Genomic DNA, 26,439 nt, shown 5'->3' on the forward strand with positions numbered 1-26,439 from the left:
GGGCGGGGCGGCGTCCCGTAACGTCGGGGATCGTACACCACGCCCGCGCCTCAGGCCGCCACGGGCTTCCGCGCCCGCCCGCGGTAGCGTTCCCAGAGCGCGGCCTCGCGCGAGCGCGCCCGCTCGACACCCTGTTCCTTGACGTGGCCGTAGCCGCGGATCTCGTCCGGCAGCGCCGCCAGCGCGAGCGCCGCCTCGCGATTGCCGGCGTCCAGCGTCCGGGCGAACTCTTCCGCCAGGGCGAAGTAATCGGCGACCAGCTGCCGCTCCATGCGGCGCTCGGCGGTCTTGCCGAACACGTCCAGCCAGGTTCCCCGCAGCCCCTTCATCGTGGCGAGCGCGCGAAACACGGTCTCCATCCAGGGGCCGTAGGCGCGCTTGCGCAGCCGGCCGCGCGCATCGCGCTTCGCGGTCGCGGGCGGCGCCAGGTGATAGCGCAAGCGGTAGTCCTTGCCCGGCTCGCCTTCGAATTGCTCGCGGAGCCGGGCCTTGAACGCCGGATCGACGTACAGCCGGGCCACCTCGTACTCGTCTTTGTAGGCCATGAGTTTAGCCAGGTTGCGGGCGACGGAGCGCGTCACCTCGAAATGTCCCGGGTCGGCCAGCAGCGCCTCGCGGGCGCGCACGGCCTCCACGGCGGCCAGGAACCGCGCCGCGTAGGCCTCGTCCTGGTAGGCGCGCAGGTGCGCGGCCAGGCGTCCGATCCGCCCGTCCAGGGATTCGGGCAACGCCGCCGTCTGGGCCCGCGGCGCGGGCTTGAGCGCCGCCGCGCCGAGGTGCGCGGCCTGGCGGCCCAGTTCGAACGCGGCCAGGTTCTTCTCCACCGCCACGCCGTTCAATTCGATCGCGCGCCGCAGGCTGTCGAGCGATAGCGGCAAGCCGCCCTGTTGCCAGGCATAGCCGAGCAACAAGGGGTTGGCGTAGATACCGTCGCCCAGCAGCGCCTCGGCCAGCGGCCCCGCTTCGATGAAATCGCAGTTGCCGCCGGTGCTGCGCGCCAGCGCCGCCTCGGCCTGTTCGCCGGGAAAGCGCCAGTCCGGCTGCGCCAGGAATGCCGCCGTCGGCGCGGCCGTGCTGTTCACCACTGCGCGCCCATGATCCGGCCGCAAGCGCGACAGCACTTCCGGCGAGGCCGACACCAGGGCGTCGCAGCCGATGACCAGGTCCGCCTCGCCCAGCGCCACGCGCGTGGCGTGCAGATCGTCGGGGCGGTTGGCCAGCTGCACGTGGCTGAGCACGGCGCCGCCCTTCTGCGCCAGACCCGCCATGTCCAGCACGGTCACGCCCTTGCCTTCGATATGCGCGGCCGCGCCCAGCAGCGCGCCGATGGTCACCACGCCCGTGCCGCCCACGCCGGCGATCACCACGCGATAGGCCGCGCCCGCGGCGATGTCCACGCGGCCGGGCAGCGGCGCCGCCGGCAACGTGGGCGCCCCCGCAGCCGCGCCGGGCTTGCGCAGGGCGGCGCCTTCGGCCGTCACGAAGCTGGGACAGAAGCCTTCCACGCAGGAGAAGTCCTTGTTGCAGGACGACTGGTTGATGCGGCGCTTGGTGCCCAGCGGCGTTTCCAGCGGCTCGACGGACAGGCAGTTGGACTGCGCGGAGCAGTCGCCGCAGCCTTCGCAGACGGCCTCGTTGATGAAGGCGCGGCGGGCCGGATCGGGATAGTCGCCGCGCTTGCGACGCCGGCGCTTCTCGGTGGCGCAGGTCTGGTCGTAGATCAGCACCGTCGTGCCGGCGATATCGCGCAGCGCGCGCTGCACGTCGTCGAGCGCCGCGCGGTGATGCACTTCCACCGCTTGCGGCAAGGCGTCCGCGGCGGCGTATTTTTCCGGTTCGTCGGTCACCACCACGGTCTTCGCCACGCCTTCGGCCTGCATCTGCGCGGCGATCTGCGGCACGGTCAGCACGCCGTCCACCGGCTGCCCGCCGGTCATGGCGACCGCATCGTTGTAGAGGATCTTGTAGGTGATGGACGCGCGCGCCGCGACCGCGGCCCGGATCGCCAAGAGCCCCGAATGGAAATAGGTGCCGTCGCCCAGGTTGGCGAAGATGTGGCGTTCGGACGTGAAGTCCTTCTGGCCCAGCCAGGCGACGCCCTCCCCGCCCATCTGGCTGAAGGTGTCGGTCTTGCGGTCCATCCACATCGCCATGTAGTGGCAGCCGATGCCGGCCACCGCGCGCGAGCCTTCCGGCACGCGGGTAGACGTATTGTGCGGACAGCCCGAACAGAACCAGGGCTTGCGCTCTTCCACCAGCGTGGGCCGGGCGGCCTCGCGCTCCTTGGCGTCGATGACCGCGAGCCGCGCCGCGATGCGCGCGCGCAGCGCGTCGGACAGCCCGGCCTTGTCCAGCCGCGCGGCGATCGCCCGCGCGATCAGCGCCGGCGACAGCTCGTGGCGCGCCGGCAGCAGCCAGCCGCCGCGCGGCGTGGACCATTCCCCGCCGCCGTGCTCGCGCTCGTCGAACTTGCCGTACACCCGCGGCCGCACGTCGTCGCGCCAGTTGTAGAGCTCTTCCTTCAGCGCGTATTCCAGGATCTGGCGCTTCTCCTCGACCACCAGGATTTCCTTCAGGCCGGTGGCGAATTCGCGGGCGCCCTGCGCATCCAGCGGCCAGATGCAGCCCACCTTCAGCACGCGTATGCCCGCCTCGCGGCAGGCGGCCTCGTCCAGCCCCAGGTCGTTCAAGGCCTGGCGCACGTCGAGGTAGGCCTTCCCGGCCGTCATGATGCCGAAGTGCGCGCGCGGCGAATCCAGCACGATGCGGTTCAGCTTGTTGGCGCGCACGTAGGCCAGCGCCGCATACCACTTGTGGTCCAGCAGCCGCGCCTCCTGGGCCAGCGGCGAATCCGGCCAGCGGATATTGAGGCCGCCCTCCGGCAGCGCGTCCGGCGGCAGCACGATGCGCACCCGCCCGGAATCCACGTCCACCGAGGCGCTGGATTCGACCACGTCGGTCACGCACTTCATCGCCACCCACAGCCCGGTGTAGCGGCTCATGGCCCAGCCGTGCAGCCCGTAGTCCAGGTACTCCTGCACGTTGGAGGGATACAGCACCGGGATGCCGCTGGCGATCAGCACGTGTTCGGACTGGTGCGCCACCGACGAGGACTTCGCGGCGTGGTCGTCGCCGGCCAGCATCAGCACGCCGCCGCGCGCCGAGGTGCCGGCGGAATTGGCGTGCTTGAGCACGTCCACCGAGCGGTCCACGCCCGGCCCCTTGCCGTACCACATGCCGAACACGCCGTCGCGCGTCGCCCCCGGAAACAGGTTCAGCTGCTGCGATCCCCAGACGGCGGTGGCCGCCAGGTCTTCGTTCACCCCCGGCTGGAACACCACGTCGTGCGATTGCAGGTGACGCTTGGCCTTCCACAGCGCCTGGTCCAGCCCGCCCAGCGGCGAACCCCGGTAGCCCGAGACATAGCCGCCGGTGTTCAGGCCCGCCTCGCGGTCGCGCTGTTTCTGCATCAGGGGCAGCCGCACTAGGGCCTGCGTGCCGCTCAGGTAGATGCGCCCCTGGGTGCGGGTGTACTTGTCGTCCAGCGACAGGCCATGGGTATCGGCCGCGCCAGTGGGAAGTGAGGCGTTCACGCTTGTCTCCTGCGTTCCGGGTTTTGATGTTTTCCGCAGTGTAGGAATGGCGCTGGCTATCGTATATTCATATATTCAGGTACCTGATATGCGATAAACAGATGGCTAACGATGTCACCCTGCGCCAGCTGCGCTACTTCGCGGCGGCGGCGCGCACCGGCCGGTTCTCGATGGCGGCGGCCGACGAGCACGTCTCGCAATCGGCCGTCACCAACGCCGTCCTGGCCCTGGAAGCCCAGCTGGGCGTGCGCCTCTTCGATCGCCACCCGCACGGCGTCACGCTGACGCCCGAAGGGCACAACTTCCACCAGCGCACCCGCGACGTGCTCGATTCCCTGGATGACGCCCTGCGCGAGCCCGGCTTCCAGCGCTATGCGTTGCGCGGGTCGGTGCGGATCGCGGCGTCCTACACGGTGCTGGGCTATTTCCTGCCGGACCTGCTGGCCCGTTTCCGGCGGCGTTATCCGGACGTGGTGCTGGACCTGTTCGACCTGGACCGCCCCGAGATCGAATCGGCCGTGGCCAGCGGCGAGGTCGAGCTGGGGGTGGCGCTGCTCTCCAACGTGGACCGGCGCGAGCGCTTCGGCCATCAAGTGCTGGTGCGGTCGCGGCGGCAGCTGTGGGCGGCATCCGGCCACCCGCTGCTGCGCGCGTCCTCGCCGCCCGCGCTGGCCGATATCGCGCGCCATCCCTACATCCTGTTGGAGATGGACGAAGGCGAGCGGTCCGCGCGGGCCTACTGGCAGGCCCGCGGACTGCAGCCCGACATCGCGTTCCGGACGCGCTCGATGGAAGCGCTGCGCGGGCTGGTGGCGCACGGCTTCGGCGTCACCATGCTGTCGGACATGGTCTACCGCCCCTGGTCGCTGGAAGGCCGGAAGATCGAAGCCGTGCCCATCCTGGACCCCGTGCCGCCGATGGAAGTGGGCCTGCTGTGGCATCCGCGCGCGGCCGTGGCCAAGCCGGCCGAAGCGTTCCGCCAGTTCATGATGTACGCCTGCGGGGTCTGAAAACGCCCGGCTTTCGCCCCCCGTTTCCGGCTCCCCCGATCTGCTGGATAACCACCATTTACAGGCGTGTCGTCCTCTGTGCATGCTGCTTTGCGACTCGGCGCAGATCGGGTGCCCCATGAAAAATGGAGACGACATGCCGAATTCCCTGCACTCCGCCCATATCCGCGAGATCGAACAGGTCGGCCTGGGCCGCCCCACCCAGCGCGACGCCCACGTGGTGAGCAGCTGGCTGCGCTGCCTGGACCAGTACCGGCTCGATCCCGCGCACGCGTGCGAAGCCTATATCGTGCCCGATGGCCGCCTGCGCGAACACCGGCAGCAATCCGAAGCGCTGATCTCGATCGCGCGGTCGGGCCTGGACCACCTGTTCCGGCAGGTGGCCGGGCAGAACTACGTGCTGCTGCTGGCCGACCGGCAAGGCGTCACCGTGGAATTCCTGGGCGACGCCCAGCAGACCGCCCAACTGCGCAAGGCGGGCCTCTACCTGGGATCGGAATGGTCGGAGCGGCGCGCCGGCACCTGCGCCGTGGGCGCCTGCCTGGAAAGCGGCGAAGCGCTCACCATCCACCAGAGCGACCACTTCGACAACACCCACACGCCGCTGTCCTGCACGGCGGCGCCCATCTACAGCGCCGACGGCGAGCTGGCCGCCGTGCTCGATATCTCGCTGCTCAGCTCTCCCATTCTGAAAGCCAGCCAGAATCTGGCGCTGCACCTGGTCACCAGCACTACGCGGCGCATCGAAATGGCCAACCTGATGGCGCGCACCAGCAACGAATGGGTGCTGCGCTTCGCGCGCTCGCCCGAGTTCCTGGACGTGGATCCCGAAGCCGCCATCTCGCTCGACGGCGCCGGCCGCATCCTCGGCATGACCCATACGGGAGCCAAGCTGCTGGCCCGCGCCGCCGGCCTGGACTGGCGCAATCCCGCCAACCTGATCGGCCAACCCGTCACCCGTTTCTTCGACCTGCGGCTGGACGACCTGCCCCGCTACACCCGCGCGCATGCGCCGCAGCAGCGCCTGATCGCCGCGCGCGACGGCAACGCCCTGTTCGCCCACGCCATCGAACCCAACCGGCAGGCCCGCGGCGCCAGCGTCGCCGTGCGGGGCGCGCCCGCCGCGCTGCGCGGCCTGGACGGCGGCGACGCCGGAATGGCCGCCTTGCTGGGGCGCGCCGCCAAGCTGGCCAGGCAGGGGCTGCCCATTCTGTTGCAGGGCGAAACCGGGGTCGGCAAGGAATACCTGGCCCGCGCCATCCATGACGGCAGCCAGCGCGCCGGGCGCTTCGTTGCGGTCAACTGCGCGGCGATCCCGGAATCCCTGATCGAAAGCGAGCTGTTCGGCTACCTGCCCGGCGCCTATACCGGCGCGGCGGCCAAGGGCCGCAAGGGCCTGATCGAGGAGTCCGACGGCGGCACCCTGTTCCTGGACGAGATCGGCGACATGCCGCTCGCGCTGCAAAGCCGGCTGCTGCGGGTCCTGGCCGAATCCGAGGTCACGCCCATCGGCGCCAATACCCCGCGCGCCGTGCGCTTGAGCCTGGTGTCGGCCTCGCACCGCGACCTGGCGGCGCGGGTGCGCGACGGCCACTTCCGCGAAGACCTGTACTACCGCATCAACGCCGCCACCCTCACGGTGCCGCCGCTGCGCGAGCGCGACGACCTGGAATGGCTGATCGCCCGCCTGCTGGCGCGCCACCAGGACGAAACCGGCGCTCCGGTGCTGGCGCCGGCCGCCCTCCTGGCGCTGAAAGCCCATTCCTGGCCCGGCAACATCCGCGAGCTCGCCAACGCCATCGCGGTGGCCGCGGCGCTGTGCGAGGACGGCGTGATCGAACCCGGCGACCTGCCCGACGCGCTGGCGGCCACGGCCACGGCCGCCAGTCCGGGCGAAGCCGCCTTGCGCGCCATGCTGGCGCGTTGCGCGGGCAACGTATCCGAAGCCGCTCGCCGCCTGGGCGTGGACCGCTCCACCGTGCACCGCCAGCTGCGGCGCTACGGTCTGTCTTCGCGCTCCTGACGTCATCGCGGAACGTTCCACGCCCGTTCCCCTCCCCACGCCTGCCGACCGGCGTGCCACGCCACACCCCGCGCGCCACAGCTGTGGCGCGCCGCCACGGTCGGCCGAAGCGTCCCTCTCCCGCGCCCGGCGCGGCGGCGCTGGCACGGCGATTGCTTGATCGTTGTCGACGCCCACCGGCCGGCACAGGCCGGGGCCGTCCACGGGCCGCGCTTCGGCCCGCCACGACCACGACCGCCCGTCACGGGCAAGGAGACAAGACATGCAGACCGATCATGCCGGCGCCGCGCTGGACGCGGTGCTCGACCGGCTGAACGCCGCGCTGGGCAACAAGGACATCGACGCCGTCGCGGCGCTGTTCCTGGACGAATGCTATTGGCGCGACCTGGTGCTGTTCACCTGGAACCTGCGCACGCTGGAGGGGCAGGACCAGATCCGCGACATGCTGGCGCGCCAGCTGGCGCAGGTGGAGCCGGTGCGCTTCGGGCGCGACGCCAAGGAGGCCGTGTCCGAAGACGGCGGCCTGTTGCAGGGCTGGATCGAGATCGAGACCCGCCTCGCCCGCGGCTACGGCCACGTCCGCGTGAAGGACGGCAAGATCTGGACGCTGCTGACCACCATGTCCGAGCTCAAGGGACACGAAGAGCCCAGCGGCGTGCGCCGGCCCAAGGGCGCCGAGCACGCCAGCAGCCGCGACCGCCAGACCTGGCTGGAAAAGCGCGAGCAGGAGGCCGCCGAACTCGGCTACCAGACCCAGCCCTACGTGCTCATCATCGGCGGCGGCCAGGGCGGCATCGCGCTGGGCGCGCGCCTGCGCCAGCTGGACGTGCCCACCCTCATCATCGAAAAGAACGAACGCGCCGGCGACAGCTGGAGAAAGCGCTACAAGTCGCTGTGCCTGCACGACCCGGTCTGGTACGACCACCTGCCCTACATCCCCTTTCCCGAGAACTGGCCGATCTTCGCGCCCAAGGACAAGATCGGCGACTGGCTGGAGATGTACACCAAGATCATGGAGCTCAACTACTGGACCTCCACCGTCTGCCAATCGGCGCGCTACGACGAGCAGAAACAGGAATGGGAAGTCACCGTGCTGCGCGAGGGCAAGCCGGTGGTGCTGCGGCCCAGGCAGCTGGTGCTGGCCACGGGCATGTCCGGCAAGCCCAACCTGCCGAGCTTTCCCGGACAGGACGAGTTCCAGGGCGAACAGCAGCACTCCTCGCGCCATCCCGGCCCCGACGCCTACCGCGGCAAGAACGTCGTGGTCGTCGGCGCCAACAACTCCGCGCACGACATCAGCGCCGCGCTGTGGGAGGCCGGCGCCAACGTCACCATGGTGCAGCGCTCGTCCACCCACATCGTGCGTTCCGACACGCTGATGGACATCGGCCTGGGCGGCCTGTATTCCGAGCAGGCGCTGGCCGACGGCATGACCACCCGCAAGGCCGACCTCACCTTCGCCTCTCTGCCCTACAAGATCATGGCGCAGTTCCAGATCCCGCTGTACGACCGGATGCGCGAGCGCGACGCGGAGTTCTACGGCAAGCTCGAAGCCGCCGGTTTCATGCTGGACTGGGGCGACGACGGCTCCGGCCTGTTCATGAAGTACCTGCGGCGCGGATCCGGCTACTACATCGACGTGGGCGCGTGCGACCTGATCATCGACGGCAGCATCAAGCTGCAATCCCGCACCGACGTCAGCCACCTGACCCGCGACGCCGTCGTGCTGAAGAACGGCGTGACCCTGCCCGCCGACCTGGTGGTCTACGCCACCGGTTACGGCTCCATGAACGGCTGGGCCGCGGACCTGATCAGCCGCGACGTCGCGGACAAGGTCGGCAAGTGCTGGGGGCTGGGCTCGGACACCACCAAGGACCCCGGCCCCTGGGAGGGCGAGCAGCGCAATATGTGGAAGCCCACGCAGCAGGAGGCGCTCTGGTTCCATGGCGGCAACCTGCACCAGTCGCGGCATTACTCGCAGTACCTGTCCCTGCAGTTGAAGGCGCGGCAGGTGGGGATCCCGGTGCAGGTCTACGGCCTGCAGGAGGTGCACCACAAGCAGTAGGCGCCCTGCCCGGCGGCCGCGGCCCCGAGGCGGGCCCGGCCGCTTGCGCCTGGCGGGGTGTCGGGGTAAATTGTTGACAATCTTGCGCCTCACCGCGCGTTATTCCGATTTTTTTGCCGAAATACGGAAAAATTGTCGACACCATGAGCAAAGTGCTGACGCTGCCAGGCGCCGCCCCGGGCGATAGCGAGACGCTTTCGGAACACATCTTCCGCAAGATCCAGTCCGCCATCGTCAAGGGGGAGATCGCCCCCGGCAGCAAGATTTCCGAGCCCGAGCTGGCGCGCATCCACGGCGTCAGCCGCGGTCCGTTGCGCGAGGCCCTGCACCGGCTGGAAGGCCAGCGGCTGCTGGTGCGCGTGCCCCATGCCGGCGCCCGGGTGGTGTCGCTGACCCGCCAGGAGCTCTCCGAACTCTACGAAATCCGCGAATCGCTGGAAGGCACCGCCTGCCGCCTGGCCGCCGAGCGCATGCCGCCCGCCGAGATCGCGGAGCTGCGCGGCGTGCTCGAAGCGCACGAGCGCGACGAGGCCTTCCAGGCCGGCCTGGGCTACTACCAGCAGGAGGGCGATTACGATTTCCACTACCGTATCGTCAAGGGCAGCGGCAACCAGATGCTGTTCCGCATGCTGTGCGACGAGCTCTACCAGCTGGCGCGCATGTACCGCATCCAGTATTCGACCACGCCCAACCGCCCCCGGCAGGCCTACGCCGAACATCACCGCATTCTTGACGCCATCGCCGACCGCGATGGCGAGTTGGCTGAAATCCTGATGCGCCGCCACATCCGCGCATCCCGTCTCAACATCGAACAGCAGATCGCGCAGGGCAACCTGCAGCGCACCGAGGCATGAACCAAAACTACCGCAAGCCCCTGCCCGGCACCCGCCTGGACTACTTCGACACCCGCGCCGCCGTCGAGGCGATTTCGCCCGGGGCCTACGACCGCCTGCCCTACACCTCGCGGGTGCTGGCCGAGAACCTGGTGCGCCGCTGCGACCCGGCCACGCTGACGGATTCGCTGAAGCAGCTGATCGAACGCCGCCGCGACCTGGACTTCCCCTGGTACCCGGCCCGCGTGGTCTGTCACGACATCCTGGGCCAGACCGCGCTGGTGGACCTGGCCGGCCTGCGCGACGCCATCGCCGAGAAGGGCGGAGACCCCGCCAAGGTCAATCCGGTGGTGCCGGTGCAGCTCATCGTGGACCATTCGCTTGCCGTGGAATACGGCGGCGACGATCCCGACGCCTTCGCCAAGAACCGCGCCGTCGAAGACCGCCGCAACGAAGACCGCTTCCATTTCATCGACTGGACGAAGCAGGCCTTCCGCAACATCGAAGTCGTGCCGCCGGGCAACGGCATCATGCACCAGATCAACCTGGAGCGGATGTCCCCCGTCATCTATACGCAGGACGGCGTGGCCTTCCCCGACACGCTGGTCGGCACCGACAGCCACACCCCGCACGTGGACGCGCTGGGCGTGATCGCCATCGGCGTGGGCGGCCTGGAGGCCGAGAACGTCATGCTGGGCCGCGCATCCTGGATGCGCCTGCCCGACATCGTCGGCGTGGAACTGACCGGCCGCGCCCAGCCCGGCATCACCGCCACCGACATCGTGCTGACGCTGACCGAATTCCTGCGCAAGGAAAAAGTGGTGGGCGCCTACCTGGAGTTCTACGGCGAAGGCGCCTCCAGCCTGACGCTGGGCGACCGCGCCACCATCTCGAACATGGCGCCCGAATACGGCGCCACGGCCGCGATGTTCTCCATCGACCAGCAGACCATCGACTACCTGCGCCTGACCGGCCGCGAGGACGAGCAGATCGCGCTGGTGGAAACCTACGCCAAGACCGCGGGCCTGTGGTCCGACAGCCTGAAGAACGCTGAATACGAACGCGTGCTGCGCTTCGACCTGTCCAGCGTGGTGCGCACGCTGGCCGGCCCGTCCAACCCGCACCGCCGCCTGCCGGTTTCCGACCTGGCCGAGCGCGGCATCGCCGGGGCGGTGGAAAACGAACCCGGCCGCATGCCCGACGGCGCCGTCATCATCGCGGCCATCACCAGCTGCACCAACACCAGCAACCCGCGCAACGTCATCGCCGCCGGCCTGCTGGCGCGCAACGCCAACCGCGCGGGCCTGACCCGCAAGCCCTGGGTGAAGAGCTCGCTGGCGCCCGGATCCAAGGCGGTCTCGCTGTACCTGGACGAAGCCGGCCTGACCGAAGACCTGGAAAAACTCGGCTTCGGCGTGGTGGCTTTCGCCTGTACCACCTGCAACGGCATGTCGGGCGCGCTGGACCCGAAGATCCAGCAGGAAATCATCGACCGCGATCTCTACGCCACCGCCGTGCTCTCGGGCAACCGCAACTTCGACGGGCGCATCCACCCCTACGCCAAGCAGGCCTTCCTGGCCTCGCCGCCGCTGGTGGTCGCCTACGCGATCGCCGGCACCATCCGCTTCGACATCGAGCGCGACGTGCTGGGGCAGGACGCCAGCGGCCGCGACATCCGCCTGAAGGACATCTGGCCCAGCGACGAAGAGATCGACGCCATGGTCAAGTCCGCCGTCAAGCCCGAGCAGTTCCGCAAGGTCTACGCGCCCATGTTCGGCATCCAGGACGAGCGCGGCGCCGCCGTCAGCCCGCTGTACGACTGGCGCCCCATGAGCACCTACATCCGCCGCCCGCCGTACTGGGAAGGCGCGCTGGCGGGCGAACGCACTCTGCGCGGCATGCTGCCGCTGGCCGTGCTGGGCGACAACATCACGACCGACCACCTCTCGCCGTCCAACGCCATCCTGATGGACAGCGCCGCCGGCGAATACCTGCACAAGATGGGCTTGCCCGAAGAGGACTTCAACTCCTACGCCACCCACCGCGGCGACCACCTCACCGCCCAGCGCGCCACCTTCGCGAACCCCAAGCTCTTCAACGAAATGGTGAAGAACGACGACGGCACGGTGAAGCAGGGCTCGCTGGCGCGCGTGGAGCCGGAAGGCAAGGTCATGCGCATGTGGGAAGCCATCGAAACCTACATGAACCGCAAGCAGCCGCTCATCATCGTGGCCGGCGCCGACTACGGCCAGGGTTCCTCGCGCGACTGGGCCGCCAAGGGCGTGCGCCTGGCCGGCGTGGAAGCCATCGTGGCCGAAGGCTTCGAGCGCATCCACCGCACCAACCTGATCGGCATGGGCGTGCTGCCGCTGGAGTTCAAGCCGGGCGTCAACCGCAAGACGCTGGGCCTGGACGGCACCGAGAGCTACGACGTGATCGGCGAGCGCAAGCCGCGCGCCGACCTCACGCTGGTGATCCACCGCCGCGACGGCCAGACCGTCGAGGTGCCGGTGACCTGCCGCCTGGATACCGCCGAGGAGGTGTCGATCTACGAGGCCGGCGGCGTACTGCAACGCTTCGCGCAGGACTTCCTGGAAGCCTCATCCGCGGCCGGCGCCGAGAAGAAAGCCGGCTGATCCGCCCTCAGCAAAGCGAGCGCCCGAGGCGCTCGCCCCCTCCCCACACGAGACATCAGGACTGCCCCATGGCCCATGCTCCCCAGACCAAGATTGCCGCCACCTACATGCGCGGCGGCACCAGCAAAGGCGTGTTCTTCAAGCTCGACGACCTGCCCGAATCGGCGCGCGTCGCGGGCGCAGCGCGCGACGCGCTGCTGATGCGCGTGATCGGCAGCCCGGATCCCTACGGCAAGCAGATCGACGGCATGGGCGCCGCCACGTCCAGCACCAGCAAGACCGTCATCGTCGGCAAGAGCACCCGTCCCGATCACGACGTCGACTACCTGTTCGGCCAGGTCTCCATCGACCAGCCCTTCGTCGACTGGAGCGGCAACTGCGGCAACCTGTCGGCCGCGGTGGGCCCCTTCGCCATCGCCAACGGCCTGGTGGACCCGGCGCGCGTGCCCGCCAACGGCACCGCCGTCGTGCGCATCTGGCAGGCCAACATCGGCAAGACCATCATCGCGCACGTGCCGATCACCGATGGCGCGGTGCAGGAAACCGGCGACTTCGAGCTCGACGGCGTGACTTTCCCCGCCGCCGAACTGCGCCTGGAATTCATGGATCCGGCCGAAGAAGGGGATGGCGGCTCCATGTTCCCCACCGGCAACCTGGTGGACGACCTGGAAGTGCCCGGCGTGGGCACCTTCAAGGCCACCATGATCAACTCGGGCATCCCCACCATCTTCCTCGACGCCGAGGCGCTGGGCTACAAGGGCACGGAGTTGCAGGACGACATCAACGGCGACGCCGCCGCGCTGGCGCGTTTCGAAACCATCCGCGCCCACGGCGCGCTGCGCATGGGGCTGATCAAGACGCTGGAAGAAGCCGCCGGCCGCCAGCACACGCCCAAGGTCGCCTTCGTCGCCCGCCCCAAGGAATACGTGTCCTCCAGCGGCAAGAAGATCGGCGCCGGCGACATCGACGTGCTGGTGCGCGCCCTGTCCATGGGCAAGCTGCACCACGCCATGATGGGCACGGCGTCCGTCGCCATCGCCACGGCGGCGGCGGTGCCCGGCACCCTGGTGAACCTGGCCGCCGGCGGCAACGAACGCGACAACGTGTGCTTCGGCCATCCGTCGGGCACGCTGCGCGTCGGCGCCGAGGCCAAGCTCGTGGACGGCGAATGGAAGGTCACCAAGGCCATCATGAGCCGCAGCGCGCGCATCCTGATGGAAGGCCGCGTGCACGTGCCGCGCGAAGGGTTCTAAACCAGGCTCACGCTTGCGCGCATGAAAAACGGGGCCAGGCGCCCCGTTTTTTTTTCGGCCTGACGCCGGCACCTCAGCCCTTGGCCCCCGCCGCCTCCAGCAGCCGCGCCACTTCCGACTGCCCGCGCTCGCGGGCATGCTTGAGCGGCGTCACGCCCTTGCCGTCGGCCAGGTCGACGTCGGCGCCGGCTTCGATGAGCCGCTTGACGATGGCCTGGTGACGCGGGCCGCCGTCGCCCAGGATCACCGCTTCCAGCAGGCCGGTCCATCCCAGGTTGTTCACGTGGTCGGGGTCCGCGCCCGCGCGCAGCAGCATGTCCACCACCTCGACGTGGCCGCGCTCGCAGGCGGGTATCAGGGCGGTGCCGCCGTAGCGGTTGGTGCTTTTCAAATCCGCGCCGTGCGCGAGCGTCAGCGCCAGGATGTCGCGGTAGCCCCGGGCCCCCGCGAGCAGGTAGGCGCTGTCGTGGATGGCGTTCTTCGCATTGACGTCGGCGCCCGCGTCGATCAGCGCGCGCGCGGCCTCGACGTGGTTGCCCTGCGTGGCGCGCAGCAGCGGCGTATTGCCGCTGCCGTCGCGCGCCTCGATCGCGGCCCCTTGGCCCAGCAGAGTCTTGACCCGGCCCGCATCGCCGTCGCCCGCAGCCGCGAGCAGCGCCGCGTCCTGGCCCGCGGCGCCGGCTCCGCCGCCGATGCTCAGCAGGAACGCCGCCACCCAGATACGGCACACGCCAAAGATAGGCATATCGAAATCTCCCTTGATAACGCGTCTCCGGACCGTCCCGGGCACGAGACCTAGTATGGCGAGTCGGCGGAGTATTATGAAATTAATTGGCTTAATGGCTTTCAGTGGAAGTTCAAATGCTTGATCCCGTCCTGCTGCGCAGCTTCGTTACCGTGGTGGACACGGGCAATTTCACGCGCGCGGCCGAATACCTGCATCTGACGCAATCCACCGTCAGCCAGCACGTGATCCGCCTGGAAGACCAGCTCGATTGTCGCCTGCTGGATCGCGCGCAGCGCCACATCCTGCCGACCGAGGAAGGCGAGCGCCTGCTCGGCTATGCCCGCAGCATCCTGCGGCTGTCCGAGGAAGCGCGCGAAAGCGTGTCCGCCGCGCAGGCGAGCGCGGTGGTGCGACTGGGCGCGCCCGAGGAATTCATGGGGTCCGCGCTGATGCCCACCATCGCGGCCGTGCAGGCCGCCTATCCGCTCCTGCGCGTGGAAGTGGACGGGGGGCTCAGCCATGAGCTGCTGCGGCGCTACCGCGAAGGCGAGTTGGACCTGATGCTCGTCAAGCAATGGGAAGTCGACGCGGACTGCCACGCGCAGTGGCCCGAACCTCTGTGCTGGATCACCGCCCGCGATGCGCCGCCGCCCGCGCCCGACACGGCCGTGCCGCTGGTCGCGTTTCCGGCGGGCGCGCTGTATCGCCAGGAAATGACCGCCATGCTGGAGACCGGCGGCAAGCCGTGGCAGGTGCGCTTCTCCAGCCCCAGCCTGCCCAGCCTGGTCGCGGCGGTGGCGTCGGGACTGGGCGTCAGCCTGCTGCCGGCCGCCTGCGTGACGGCGGAGCACCGCGTGCTGTCCGCCGAAGAGGGGTTTCCCGCGCCCGGCGGCCTGCGCCTGGCGCTGTATGCGCGCTCGCGCCTCAGCGATGCCGGCCATGCCCTGCGCGGCGCGCTGGAAACCTATTGCGAGCGGCGCGCCGTCCAGGTCACGCCGGGCGGGTAGCGGCGCCGGCGGTAAAGGCCGAGGCCTCGCCCTGCGGCTCGCCCTTGCGGAACAGGAAGCGCGGCGCCGGCGCCGCGGCCACCGCCGCCGCGCCGTTGGGCGCGGGCAGCGCGACGAAGGTGGCCTCGTTGCCCACCCGCAGGCCGTAGCCGTCCAGGCCCAGCACCGCCGCGCCGGCGTGGGACGCCATGTCCAGCGCCACCCGCAGTTCCGCGTCGGTGTAGAAGCCCGAGCGGTAGCCGATCAGCATCGCCCGCTGCAGCATGTCGCCGTTGCCGTAGGGCCACCAGGTGTCCTGGATGTTGTCGTTGCCCGCGAACACCGCCACGCCCGCGTCGCGCAGGCGCAGCACGGGCGGGAAGGCGCGGTCGCCCGGCGCGTTGGTCATGATGGCCACGCCGGCGTCGGCCAGCCTGCGCGCCACCTCGTCCACCGCCCTCGGTTCGACGTCGCCCAGCGCGTAGGCGTGGCTCACGGCGACGCGGCCGGCCAGGCCCAGCGCCTTGGTCCGCGCGGCGATGCGGGCCAGCTGCTCGATGCCCGGCATGTCCGGCTCGTGCAGATGGATGTCGATCTTCGCGCCCAGGCGGTCCGCGATGCCGAATACGCGGTCCAGCTGCCCTTCGGCGTCGCCGTCCAGCGTGGAGGGGTCGATCCCGCCCACGACGTCGGCGCCTTCGCGCACGGCCGCCTCCAGCAGGTCCGCGGTGCCCGGACAGGACATCACGCCGGCCTGCGGAAACGCCACCAGCTGGATATCGACGATGCCGCGCCATTTCTCGCGCGCTGCCATCACGGCATGCAGGTTGGCCAGCCCAGTGGTGGCGTCCACGTCCACGTGGCTGCGCATCGCCACGGTGCCGAAGGCCGCCGCCTGCGCGATGAGCGCATCGGCGCGCCCTTCCATCGGCGGCGCGGCGGCCAGCTCGCGCTTCTCGATGGCCAGCCGCTCGCGCAGCGTGGCCGCCGGCTGGTGCGGATGCCAGCGGTCGCCGACGAAACTCTTGTCCAGGTGAATGTGCCCGTCCACGAAGCCCGGCAGCACCAGGTGGCCGCGCAGGTCCGTGACCTCGGCCTCCCCGAGCGCGGGCGGCTGCGCGCCGATCGCAAGAATGCGTCCGTCGCGGACGGTCAGGGATAGCGGGGTGCCGTCGATGTCGACGGCATTGATGAATACGCGGTCTGTCATGGTTCGCCTTCGTCTTGCGGACGGCGTGGCGGCGCGTGCGCCGCCACCGGGCCGTCAAAGCCTCGTACCTTATCGGAGGGCGCCGCGGGCGGCCAATTAAGTGTTGCGATGCCTGCCAATCGGAATCGCGATACCGCGTCCGGAGCATTCCAGGCGCGGGCTGGACTCGATCCGGGTATGGTCCTATACTCGCGTCTTGCTGTAGTTCACCACGCATGCCCGCCGGCAGACGCACGTCGCCGGAGGCATCCGTCACAAGGCCGCGCGCAGCGGCCCGGCGTGTAACGCCGAAACACCCATGCCCAGCCTTGACCGGCTGCGGAACCACTCTCCTGCTTACCAGGCAGGACCCTCGCTCACCGCATAGGGCAACGTCCAAAGCAACAAACGTTCGGCGCTATGCGGGAGCAAGACACCTACACGGTGTGCCTTGTCGCTGTCCCGCCGAGGGCGTCGCTTGCCGCGCGCGCTCGCCGGGCAGGCCCGCGATCGCGCCTACGGCCGCTCGCCTGGTGTTTCGGCTGCGTCATCGGGGTTTGCCGCCCATCGCATCCCGCGGAAACGGCCTTCATGCAGCCATGACTGTCCGTCATGAACACGCTGTCAAGGAGAAAGGACGAAGACGATGCAAGAGACAGAATTCTTTCAGCTATCGGCGACAACCGCCATCCTGCTGCTCGCAGGCTTCTACGGCGCGACATTCCTCATGTCGCTGCTCATCGGCGAAAAGAACGAGAACGTCGACGGCTACATGGTGTCGAACAACGCGGTGGGTTTCGGGCTGTCCACGGCCAGCATGATCGCCACCTGGATCTGGGCCGCCTCGTTCTACGCCAGCGCCACCTCGGGCTATAAGTACGGGCTGTCCGGCCCCCTGCATTATGGCTTCTGGGGCGCGCTGATGATTCTCTTCATTTATCCCTTCGGCAAGCGCTTCCGCAAGCTGGCGCCCAAGGCCCACACGCTGGCCGAGGTCATCCACGCGCGGCACGGCACGTCCAGCCAGATGATCATGGCCGTGTCCAACATCGTGGGCAGCTGTATCAGCCTGATGGTGAACTTCACCGCGGCCGGCGCCCTGGTCTCCATCCTGAGCCCGCTCAGCTTCATCCAGGGCGTGCTGATCGCCGGACTGGGCGTGCTGTCGTACACGCTGTGGTCGGGTTTCCGCACCTCCGTGATGACCGACTTCGCGCAGCTCGCCGCGATGATCATCGCGGCGGTCATCATCATTCCGCTGATCTTCTTCAACGCCGGCGGCCCCGACGTGCTGCAGGCCAATATGTGGCGCCTGGATCCCGAGCAGGCCGACTTCTATTCCACCAAGGCGATCCTGGAACAGGGCGCGCCCTACTTCGTCGCGGTGCTGGCCTACGCCATCGGCAACCAGACGATCGCGCAACGCCTGTTCGCCGTGCGCGAAGACCTGATCAAGCCCACTTTCCTCACTGCCACGGCCGGCTACGGCGCCGTCGTGATCGGGCTGGGCATGCTGGGCCTGCTGGCGCTTTTCGTCGGCCTGGAACCGGCCAACGGCGACATGAACAACATCATCCCGCAGATGGCGTCGACCTACCTGCCGCCCTTCGGCATCGCGCTGTTCTTCCTCCTGGTGGTGGGCTCGCTGTCCTCGACCGCCGACTCCGACCTGGCCGCGCTCTCCGCCATCGTCATGACGGACATCTACGCCAAGAACCTGTCGCGCGGCCGCCCCGATCCGCGCCGCATGCTCTGGTGGGGCCGCGTCACCATGATCGTCGCGACGATGGTCGGCGTGATCTTCGCCAGCCTGCGGCTGGACATCCTGGTGATGCTCGTCTTCGTCGGCGCGCTGTGGGGCGCCATCGTCTTCCCCGTGATCGCCAGCTTCTACTGGGACCGCGTCGACAACCGCGCCTTCGTGTGGTCCGTGCTCAGCGCCGTGGCGCTGTTCGCCGTCGCGCGCTTCGAACTCATCCCCATCCAGGGCGCGGTCGCGGTCTTTTTCGAAATCTGCGCGGCCATCGGCGGCGGCGTGGTGCTGGGCCTCATGACGTTCGGCTTCTTCGGCCGCAAGGCCGCGCTCGCCGTGGGCGCCGCGGGCATGGCGGTGATGCTGCCGGCCTTCGTCGGAACGCTGCGCGAATACATCGTGCTGATGGGTTCCCTGACCGCCTACGGCGTCAGCGCGGCGGTCTGCGCGGGCCTGAGCCTGCGCAACACCCGGCGGTTCGATTTCAGCGTGCTGGCCGACCGCGTGACCTCGTTCCATCGCGAGCAGGACGCGCAGGCCGCCGCCCCCGCGCAGGGCGCCGCCATCCAGCCCGCCAAGGGCTGATCCCCACACACACGAACAAGGAGACCGATATGTGGTTGACGTTGTATTTCCTGGTCTGGCCGGCCATCTCCGCCCTCATCCTGGCGCTGCTGTGCGTGACGCTGTGGCAGGACATCCGCGCCGCCAGGCGCAGCGGGAAGTCCATGATCTGACTCCCATTCCGGGCGGCGCCCGCCGCCTGTGCTTCACCTTATGAGTCCCTTCCTGCGCCGCATGCAGGGCCTGAAGCGCGCAGGCGGGATCTTGCGGATCCTGACCGGCGTGCCCCCCCGGCCGGTAAAACGCTTGACCTTGACATCATTGGAATCTTTATAGTGGTGTCCATCAGTGGAGATTACAAGTTTTCAAGGAGCGGATATGAGTGCCATCCCAGCAGACAGCGTCGCGGTCAGCCTTCCCATCGAAGGCATGACCTGCGCCTCGTGCGTGGGCCGGGTCGAAAAGGCCTTGAAGGCCGTGCCGGGCGTGAACAAGGCCAGCGTCAACCTGGCGACCGAACGCGCCGACATCACGTTTGAAGGCAAACCGGACGTCGCCGCCGCCGTGCAGGCGGTGCAGAAGGCCGGATACGCCGTCGCCGAAACCACCATGGAACTGTCCGTCGCCGGCATGACCTGCGCGTCCTGCGTGGGTCGCGTCGAGAAAGCCCTGAAGGCCGTGCCCGGCGTCAGCAGCGCCACCGTCAACCTGGCTACCGAGCGAGCCAGCATCACCGCGGCCGGCGGCGTTTCCGCCAGCGCGCTGATCCAGGCCGTGGCCAAGGCAGGCTACGAAGCGCGGACCCTGTCGGCCGAAACCAGCGACACCGACGCCGTGGCCGAACGCCAGGCCGCCGAGCTGAAGTCCCTCACGCGCGCCCTGACCGTCGCCGCGATCTTCGCGCTGCCCGTGTTCATCCTGGAAATGGGCGCCCACATCGTGCCGGCGTTCCACCACGTCATCGCCGAAACCATCGGCACGCAGAACAGCTGGTACCTGCAATTCGTGCTCGCCACCATCGTGCTGTTCGGCCCGGGCCTGCGCTTCTTCAAGAAGGGCATTCCGGCGCTGCTGCGCGGCGCGCCCGACATGAACTCCCTGGTGGCGGTCGGCACCTCGGCCGCCTATGCCTATTCGGTGGTGGCCACCTTCGCGGCCGGGCTGCTGCCCGCCGGCACGGTCAACGTCTACTACGAGGCCGCCGCGGTCATCGTGGCGCTGATCCTGCTGGGCCGCTACATGGAAGCCCGCGCCAAGGGCAATACCTCTGAAGCCATCAAGCGCCTGCTCGGCCTGCAGGCCAAGACCGCGCGCGTCGTTCGCGACGGCGCGACGATGGAACTTGCCATCGAGGAAGTGGTCGCGGGCGACCTGATCGAGGTCCGTCCGGGCGAACGCATTCCGGTGGACGGCGAAGTCGTGGAAGGCACCAGCTTCATCGACGAGTCCATGATCAGCGGCGAACCCGTGCCGGTCAAGAAGGCGCCTGGCTCGGAGGTCGTCGGCGGCACCGTCAACCAGAACGGCGCGCTGACGTTCCGCGCCACCAAGGTCGGCGGCGACACGCTCCTGGCCCAGATCATCCGCATGGTCGAGCAGGCGCAAGGCTCCAAGCTGCCGATCCAGGCGCTGGTGGACCGCATCACGATGTGGTTCGTTCCCGCCGTCATGGCCGCCGCCGTCCTGACTTTCATCATCTGGCTGACGTTCGGCCCGGAACCCGCGCTGACCTTCGCGCTGGTCAACGCCGTCGCGGTGCTGATCATCGCCTGCCCCTGCGCCATGGGCCTGGCCACGCCGACCTCCATCATGGTGGGCACGGGCCGCGCCGCGCAGATGGGCGTGCTGTTCCGCAAGGGCGAAGCGCTGCAATCGCTCAAGGACGCCAAGGTCGTGGCCGTGGACAAGACCGGCACGCTGACCAAGGGCCGGCCCGAACTGACCGACCTGATCGTGGCGCCGGGCTTCGAGCGCAATGCCGTGCTGGGCAAGGTGGCGACCGTCGAAGCCAAGTCCGAACACCCCATCGCGCAGGCCATCGTGGACGCGGCCCGGGCGCAGGACATCGCCCTGGGCGCCATCTCGCAGTTCGAGTCGATCCCCGGCTTCGGCGTGAGCGCCCGCGTGGACGGCGACCTGGTGGAAATCGGCGCCGACCGCTACATGCGCGAACTCGGCCTGAACGTCGAGACCTTCGGCTCCGACGCCGCGCGCCTGGGCGACGAAGGCAAGACCCCGCTGTACGCCGCGATCAACGGCCAGCTCGCCGCCATGATCGCCGTGGCCGACCCCATCAAGGAAACCACGGCCGCCGCCATCCGCGCCCTGCACGACCTGGGCCTGAAGGTCGCGATGATCACCGGCGACAACCGCCGCACCGGCCAGGCCATCGCCCGCCAGCTCGGCATCGATGAAGTCGTGGCCGAAGTGCTGCCCGACGGCAAGGTCGAAGCCGTGCAGCGGCTGAAGCGGCAGTACGGCCCGGTCGCGTACGTGGGCGACGGCATCAACGACGCGCCGGCGCTGGCCGAGGCCGACGTGGGCCTGGCCATCGGCACCGGCACGGACATCGCCATCGAGGCCGCCGACGTGGTGCTGATGTCGGGCGACCTTGGCGGCGTTCCCAACGCCATCGCCCTGTCCAAGGCCACGCTGCGCAACATCAAGCAGAACCTGTTCTGGGCGTTCGCCTACAACGTCGCGCTGATCCCGGTGGCCGCCGGCCTGCTGTATCCGGTCAACGGCAGCCTGCTCTCGCCGGTGTTCGCGGCGGGCGCGATGGCCCTGTCCAGCGTGTTCGTCCTGACCAACGCGCTGCGGCTGCGCCGCTTCGCGCCGCCCTTCGCGGCCTGAGGCCGGGGCCGGCGGCCCCGGCTCCCCCGCCCGGCCCCTTTACTTCGACGCGCTGGCCACCAGCGCGTCGAACTGCTTGTCCAGCTCGGCCAGCGAATCGCGGATGTGATCGCGACGCGCCTTGATCCAGGCATCCTGCGACTTCAGCTGTTCGCGCGCCTCCTTGATCATGCGCTCCATCTCGGCCGGCTGCGGACCGCCCGAGGTCGCGCGGTTCTTCACGATGGCCACCGGATCCAGGGTCGAGCGGAATTCCGCCTCGCTCATCGGCAGCTCGGCGCCGTACTTCGAATCCTTCATGGCATCCGCGTAGATGCGGCGCGCCTGCTCGTACGGGAAGTCCAGCGGCTTGATGTTGTTGGCCTTGGCGTAGGTCACGACTTCGGACGCGAAATGGTGCCCGTCGCGGAACGGCAACTTGTACTTGCGCATCAGCACGTCGGCCAGTTCCTGCGAGGCCGTCCAGTCGCTGTTGAGCTCTTCCAGGGCGCGATCGGGGCTGATCACCATGGCCTTCAGCACCCGGTTCCAGCGCTTGAGCGTCGAAATGCCCGCATCCACCATGGCCGAGTTCTGCTTCACGTCCTTGGGATCGCTCATGCCCGGCGTGATGTTGTGCGTCTGGATCACCGGCCCCATGGCAAGCGTCACGGCGGTGGACGCGTCGCTGCGGGTGTCGTTCAGCAGGCCGGGATTGCGCTTTTGCGGCATGGCGCTGGACACGTAGGTATTGCCGCCGCCTTCTTCGAGCAGGATCCAGGGGCGCGGCTGCGCGTACTGGGTCATCACGTCTTCCACGAAATTTCCCGCGCGCAGCGCGATGCTGGTGACGATGGAGCCCACTTCGACGGGCTGGTCCATGGACGAGATCTGCGAGGCGTCGTAGGCGTTGTCCACCAGCGCGGTGAAGCCCAGGTACTGCGCCATGCGCTTGCGGTCCAGCGGCCAGCTGGTGCCGTTGAGCACCGTGGTGCCCATCGGCGAGCGATCGATGCGCGCATAGGCCTCGCGGATGCGCTGGGCGTCGCGCGCCAGGCCGGCCGCCTGCCCCAGCAGGTAGTGCCCATAGCTGTTCGGCTGCGCCGCCACGCCGTTGGTGTAGTTCGGCACGATGGTGCCGGCATGGCGAGCGGCCAGTTCCACCAGGGTGGTGGACGTGGCATTGAGCTGGTCGGCCAGTTCCAGCAGCTTGTCGCGCAGGATCGCGCTGCGGTAGGTGGCGTGCATGTCCTGGCTGGAGCGCCCGGCGTGCAGCAGCGTCACGTCCTCACCCGCCGCCTTGATCAGCAGCGGCTCGAACGTGATGACGCTGGCCGGCCGCTTGGCGCCCGGCTGGTTGCCGTCGCTGATCACCTTGGCCACGCCCGCCGCCAAACGCGGCGCCATGGACTTGTCCAGCAGCCCCTCGTCCGTGTTGATCACCGCCGTGGCCTTGTTGATCTCGCCCAGCCAGAAGAACGGATCGCGCGGCGCCGGCGTCGCGCCTTGCGCCTGCTGGGCCGACGCGGTCTGGGCGCCGAGCGACAGGGCCAGGGCGGCGCCCAGAAGGGGAAGGAAATGTCTCATGGCGTTCTCGTCGTAGGGGGATGGGGGACCTAGTGTATCGACGCGACCGCTCGTGGAAAATACCGGATTTCACGGAGCCGGGCGCGGCATCCCCTCTGTTGGCGCGGTCGCCGCGCCGCCCTGTCAGCGTAATTTCAGGTAGGCGGCGTCGATATCTCCTCCCGGCAGGCGCGGCGCCGGTTGCGCCGCCATGGCCTTGCGCGTGTCGCCCAGCAGCGCGGCGGTGGCGCGGCCCAGCGCCAGGTCCGGATGCTGCCGCTGGCGCTGCTCCACGACCTGCGCGGCGACCGCCAGTTCGACGGCCAGCATCCGGTAGGCCAGCTCGGCCGCGTGGTCCAGCCGCTCCACGACCAGCGGCGCCTGCGTGCCCACGTCCTCGATGTCCCGGGCCGAGGGCTGCACCAGCGACGACACCGGCACCGTCTCCGCATAGATGCGGGTCTGCAGGACGTTGGCGGTCTTCCAGAAGCCGGCCAGGCTGCCCGGCGGCTGGCCGTCGAGCAGGTCGATGCCCGTGAAGTCCTTGGTCGCCAGCCGGTTGGCCCGCTGCATGGAATGGTTGGACAGATGGCTCAGGCCCACCGCCATCGCCTGCGCGTCGAGGGCCCAGCCCACGGGTTCGAAGTGCGCGGTCGGCACGACGGCACCGGTCACCGGGCGGCCGTCGACCGTTCCTTTGACGTAGTACCGCGCCTCCTGCTCGCGAGCGCCTTCCGCCGGCGTGACGTCCAGCAGGATGACGGGGTTGTCGTCGGAGGCGTTCAGCTGCGTGCGCAAGTGCGCAGTCAGCGTCTGAAACTGCTGACGCAGGGCGCCATGCAGCTGCGGTGTCGTGCGAAAGCTCAGCGGATCCTGGCTGAAGCGCGCGGGGTCCTTTTTCCACAGATAGCTGCCGTCCAGCAACGCCGCGATCCGCCCGGCCGCTTCGCGATGCCCCGGGAAGGGACGCGCGGCCACGCTGTCCGGCAGCAGCGGCGCCACGTTGCCGTTCAGCGCTTCCAGGCTGGCGGCGAATACCAGGTCCGCCCGGTCGAGCAGGCGGCCCAGGTCGTAGGCGACCAGCGCCGCGTGGCCGGCCGAGTAGGCATTCGAACTCATGATGGCCAGGGCGTCCTTGGCGAACGGGCGAACCGGCGCGATGCCCGCGGCGCGCAGCGCCTGCGCGGCGGGCACGCGGCGGCCGTCCACCAGCACCTCTCCCAGGCCCATCATCGCCAGTCCGGTGTAGGACAGCAGGAAGATGTCGGCCTCGCCCACCGACGCATCGCGCGGCACGACCGGCGTGATGCCCGCATTGAGCAGCGCCGCGTACATGTCGGCGATCTCGGCCTGCATGCCGGACGCGCCCGTCAGGGCGGTATTCAGGCGCGCCGTCAGCGCGGCGCGCACGATGGCCGCGTCGGTGGCGGGGCCGGTTGCCCGGCTGTGCGAAATCAGCAGGTTGCGGTTGAACGCCTCGGACGATTTGCGCACGTCGGCGGCATTCTCGCGCTGCCCCTCCAGCACGGCAACCTGCCTGGCCGCGCCGACGCCGCGATTCAGGCCGTAGATCGGCATGTCGGCCTGCGCGGCGGCCAGCACCACATCGTGGCCTCGGGCCACGCGGCGGCGGGCCTCGGGCGCGATCTCGACCTTGGCGCCGGATCGGGCCACCAGCCCGACCTGTTCGTAGGTCAGGCTGGCGCCGTCCAGGCGGACGGTCTGCTGCGCCAACGCCCAGGCCGGCATGACGGCGCAGCATAGCGCCAGCGCCCGCGGCAGGCGCAGCCCGCGCGGCTTCATCGCGTTCTTCATGTTCTAGTTCCTTCCTGACTCGGCGTCAGTTCAAATCCGCGCGGGGCGCGGCATACCCGGAAATAAAAACCTTGCTGCGGCCGTCGGCCGGATCGAACACGCTGCGTTCGATCGCGCCGATGTCGCCGCCATAGAGATGGATGCTGACCGATACCCGGTCCTGATGGAGGTTGCGCACGCGATGGATATCGCCCAGGCGCGGCGACACCATCGCGGTCATTCCGGGCAACAGCGTGTGCTCCGGCCCGTCGGGCTCCAGCCGCCCGTCCCGCCGGCGGTAGCGCTGGTCGCACTCGCCGCCGCGCAGCATGCCGATCACGCCCCAGACCGTGTGGTCGTGGACCGGCGTGCGCTGGCCCGGCCCCCAGACGAAGCTGACCAGGCTGTATCTCGCCCCGGGATCCCGATGCAGCAGATACTGCTGATAGTGGACGGGGTGCGGTTCGGCATGGCTGCGCGGCAGCCAGCCGTCGTCTTCCACGAGCGCCGCCATCAGCGGCCGGACTCGCGCCAGCAGGGCCGCCTCGTCGGCCGCCGGCCCGGCCAGCGCGGCGTCCAGCTCGCTGGCGAAACGCGCGATACGCGGGATGCTCATGGCCGTTACTCGAAGCGGATGTCGTTCTTCTTGATGAGCTCGCCCCACGCCTGGTATTCCTCGGCGACCTGGCGGGTGAATGCGTCCACGCCGGAATCCCCGCCCACCACGCCGACGGTTTCCAGGTATTCGCGCAACGCGGGCGTCTGCATGACGGCCTTGACCGCGTCGGCCAGCTTGTCCGCGACGGGACGCGGCGTTCCCGCCGGCGCGAACAGGCCGTACCAGCCGGTGATGTTGAACTCCGGCATGCCCAGTTCGCCCAGGGTCGGGATGTCCTTGATCGCCGGCAACCGCGTGGCGCCGCTGATGGCCAGGATGCGCACCTTGTCCTGCTTGGCGAAGTTGATGGCCGACACCGGGTTGTTGAACATGAACTGCACCCGGCCGGGGACCAGATCGCTCATGGCCGGCGCGTCGCCCTTATAGGGCACGTGGGTGGCTTGCGCCCCCAGGCGCTCGTTGAGCATCGCGCCGAAGATGTGGAAGGTGCTGCCGCTGCCCAGGCTGGCATAGGCCATCTCGCCCTTGTGGGCGCCGGCATAGGCCTTGAACTGGTCGAAGGTGGACACGCCCAGCGACGTGGGCACGATGAGCGCCGTGGGCACCTGCGCCACCATGTAGAGCGGTTGCAGCGCCTGGATGGGATCGTAGGGCAGCTTCTGGAGCCAGGGCCCCTGCACGATGCCGGCGGGCGCGTTCATCAGCAGCGTGTAGCCGTCGGGCTGCGCGCGCACGACCGTATCGGTCGCGATGATGGTGTTGCCGCCCGGCTTGTTCTCGACGATGACGGGGGTCGCCAGCCGCTCGCGCAGGCCGTCGGCCAGGCGGCGCGCGACCGTGTCGAATCCTCCCCCGGCGGGATACGGCACGATCAGCCGGATCGGCTTGCTGGGATACGCGTCGGCGGCGGCCGCCGGCGCGGCGCCCGCGAAGGACAAGCTCAGGCAGCCGAGGACGGCGGCAATGCGGTGACGAGAGGACATGAGAGGCTCCGGC

17 protein-coding genes are annotated in these 26,439 nt (G+C 69.2%); 10 read left to right on the forward strand and 7 right to left on the reverse strand.

What is annotated here, in order from left to right; translation table 11 throughout:
• Window positions 1-50: 50 nt before the first annotated feature.
• Window positions 51-3,593 carry an indolepyruvate ferredoxin oxidoreductase family protein gene (locus ADE01S_RS02880; RefSeq protein WP_062679955.1) on the reverse strand — a complete coding sequence of 1,181 codons (3,543 nt, stop codon included), beginning with the start codon at window positions 3,591-3,593 and terminating at the stop codon, window positions 51-53.
• A 101-nt stretch (window positions 3,594-3,694) separates the two neighbouring features.
• Here ADE01S_RS02880 and ADE01S_RS02885 point away from each other — a divergent pair, with 101 nt between their 5' ends.
• From ADE01S_RS02885 to prpF, 6 genes are all read left to right on the forward strand, one after another.
• A complete protein-coding gene (locus ADE01S_RS02885; RefSeq protein WP_062679956.1) occupies window positions 3,695-4,603 on the forward strand; it encodes a LysR family transcriptional regulator in 909 nt (302 codons plus the stop codon).
• Window positions 4,604-4,739: 136 nt separating this feature from the next.
• On the forward strand, window positions 4,740-6,626 hold the full coding sequence (locus ADE01S_RS02890; protein WP_062679957.1) for a sigma-54-dependent Fis family transcriptional regulator: 1,887 nt from the start codon (window positions 4,740-4,742) through the stop codon (window positions 6,624-6,626).
• Between the two features lie 262 nt (window positions 6,627-6,888).
• Complete coding sequence (locus ADE01S_RS02895) at window positions 6,889-8,691, forward strand: NAD(P)/FAD-dependent oxidoreductase (protein WP_062679958.1); 1,803 nt, start codon at window positions 6,889-6,891, stop codon at window positions 8,689-8,691.
• Between the two features lie 143 nt (window positions 8,692-8,834).
• Window positions 8,835-9,545, forward strand: coding sequence for a GntR family transcriptional regulator (locus ADE01S_RS02900; protein WP_062679959.1), 711 nt, complete (start codon window positions 8,835-8,837; stop codon window positions 9,543-9,545).
• Window positions 9,542-12,160: a Fe/S-dependent 2-methylisocitrate dehydratase AcnD gene (acnD, locus tag ADE01S_RS02905; RefSeq protein WP_062679960.1), complete on the forward strand. Its 2,619-nt coding sequence runs from the start codon at window positions 9,542-9,544 to the stop codon at window positions 12,158-12,160. The genes ADE01S_RS02900 and acnD overlap by 4 nt, the downstream gene beginning before the upstream one ends.
• Before the next feature lie 68 nt (window positions 12,161-12,228).
• A complete protein-coding gene (prpF, locus tag ADE01S_RS02910; RefSeq protein ID WP_062679961.1) occupies window positions 12,229-13,413 on the forward strand; it encodes a 2-methylaconitate cis-trans isomerase PrpF in 1,185 nt (394 codons plus the stop codon).
• Window positions 13,414-13,486: 73 nt separating this feature from the next.
• Here the strand turns inward: prpF and ADE01S_RS02915 are convergent, their stop codons facing one another.
• Window positions 13,487-14,158: an ankyrin repeat domain-containing protein gene (locus ADE01S_RS02915; RefSeq protein WP_062679962.1), complete on the reverse strand. Its 672-nt coding sequence runs from the start codon at window positions 14,156-14,158 to the stop codon at window positions 13,487-13,489.
• Window positions 14,159-14,274: 116 nt separating this feature from the next.
• Between ADE01S_RS02915 and ADE01S_RS02920 the strand changes: the two genes are divergently transcribed.
• Window positions 14,275-15,147, forward strand: a complete 873-nt coding sequence (locus tag ADE01S_RS02920) for a LysR family transcriptional regulator (RefSeq protein ID WP_062679963.1) — start codon at window positions 14,275-14,277, stop codon at window positions 15,145-15,147.
• On the opposite strand, the gene ADE01S_RS02925 is transcribed toward ADE01S_RS02920, so the two are convergent.
• Window positions 15,131-16,336, reverse strand: a complete 1,206-nt coding sequence (locus tag ADE01S_RS02925; RefSeq protein ID WP_062679964.1) for an amidohydrolase family protein — start codon at window positions 16,334-16,336, stop codon at window positions 15,131-15,133. The two genes, ADE01S_RS02920 and ADE01S_RS02925, sit on opposite strands and share 17 nt — an antisense overlap.
• A gap of 625 nt (window positions 16,337-16,961) precedes the next feature.
• Between ADE01S_RS02925 and ADE01S_RS02930 the strand changes: the two genes are divergently transcribed.
• The 3 genes from ADE01S_RS02930 to ADE01S_RS02935 all read left to right on the forward strand — a co-directional run bounded on the left by ADE01S_RS02930 (window position 16,962) and on the right by ADE01S_RS02935 (window position 21,485).
• The gene (locus ADE01S_RS02930) at window positions 16,962-18,653 is read left to right on the forward strand and encodes a sodium:solute symporter family protein (RefSeq protein ID WP_062679965.1); all 1,692 of its coding nucleotides are present in this window, start codon (window positions 16,962-16,964) and stop codon (window positions 18,651-18,653) included.
• Between the two features lie 29 nt (window positions 18,654-18,682).
• Window positions 18,683-18,805 carry a putative transporter small subunit gene (locus ADE01S_RS31940; RefSeq protein ID WP_087881315.1) on the forward strand — a complete coding sequence of 41 codons (123 nt, stop codon included), beginning with the start codon at window positions 18,683-18,685 and terminating at the stop codon, window positions 18,803-18,805.
• A gap of 205 nt (window positions 18,806-19,010) precedes the next feature.
• On the forward strand, window positions 19,011-21,485 hold the full coding sequence (locus ADE01S_RS02935) for a heavy metal translocating P-type ATPase (protein ID WP_062679966.1): 2,475 nt from the start codon (window positions 19,011-19,013) through the stop codon (window positions 21,483-21,485).
• Between the two features lie 39 nt (window positions 21,486-21,524).
• On the opposite strand, the gene ADE01S_RS02940 is transcribed toward ADE01S_RS02935, so the two are convergent.
• From ADE01S_RS02940 to ADE01S_RS02955, 4 genes are all read right to left on the reverse strand, one after another.
• Window positions 21,525-23,051: an argininosuccinate lyase gene (locus ADE01S_RS02940; protein WP_062679967.1), complete on the reverse strand. Its 1,527-nt coding sequence runs from the start codon at window positions 23,049-23,051 to the stop codon at window positions 21,525-21,527.
• Between the two features lie 123 nt (window positions 23,052-23,174).
• Window positions 23,175-24,845 (reverse strand): aromatic amino acid ammonia-lyase, encoded by a 1,671-nt coding sequence (locus ADE01S_RS02945; RefSeq protein ID WP_062679968.1) that lies wholly within the window; start codon window positions 24,843-24,845, stop codon window positions 23,175-23,177.
• Window positions 24,846-24,870: 25 nt separating this feature from the next.
• Complete coding sequence (locus ADE01S_RS02950; protein ID WP_062679969.1) at window positions 24,871-25,440, reverse strand: cysteine dioxygenase family protein; 570 nt, start codon at window positions 25,438-25,440, stop codon at window positions 24,871-24,873.
• Between the two features lie 5 nt (window positions 25,441-25,445).
• Window positions 25,446-26,426 (reverse strand): Bug family tripartite tricarboxylate transporter substrate binding protein, encoded by a 981-nt coding sequence (locus ADE01S_RS02955; RefSeq protein ID WP_062679970.1) that lies wholly within the window; start codon window positions 26,424-26,426, stop codon window positions 25,446-25,448.
• Window positions 26,427-26,439 lie beyond the last annotated feature (13 nt).

Origin of the sequence: Achromobacter denitrificans NBRC 15125 (genome assembly GCF_001571365.1) — a bacterium.
Taxonomy (GTDB): domain Bacteria; phylum Pseudomonadota; class Gammaproteobacteria; order Burkholderiales; family Burkholderiaceae_B; genus Achromobacter; species Achromobacter denitrificans.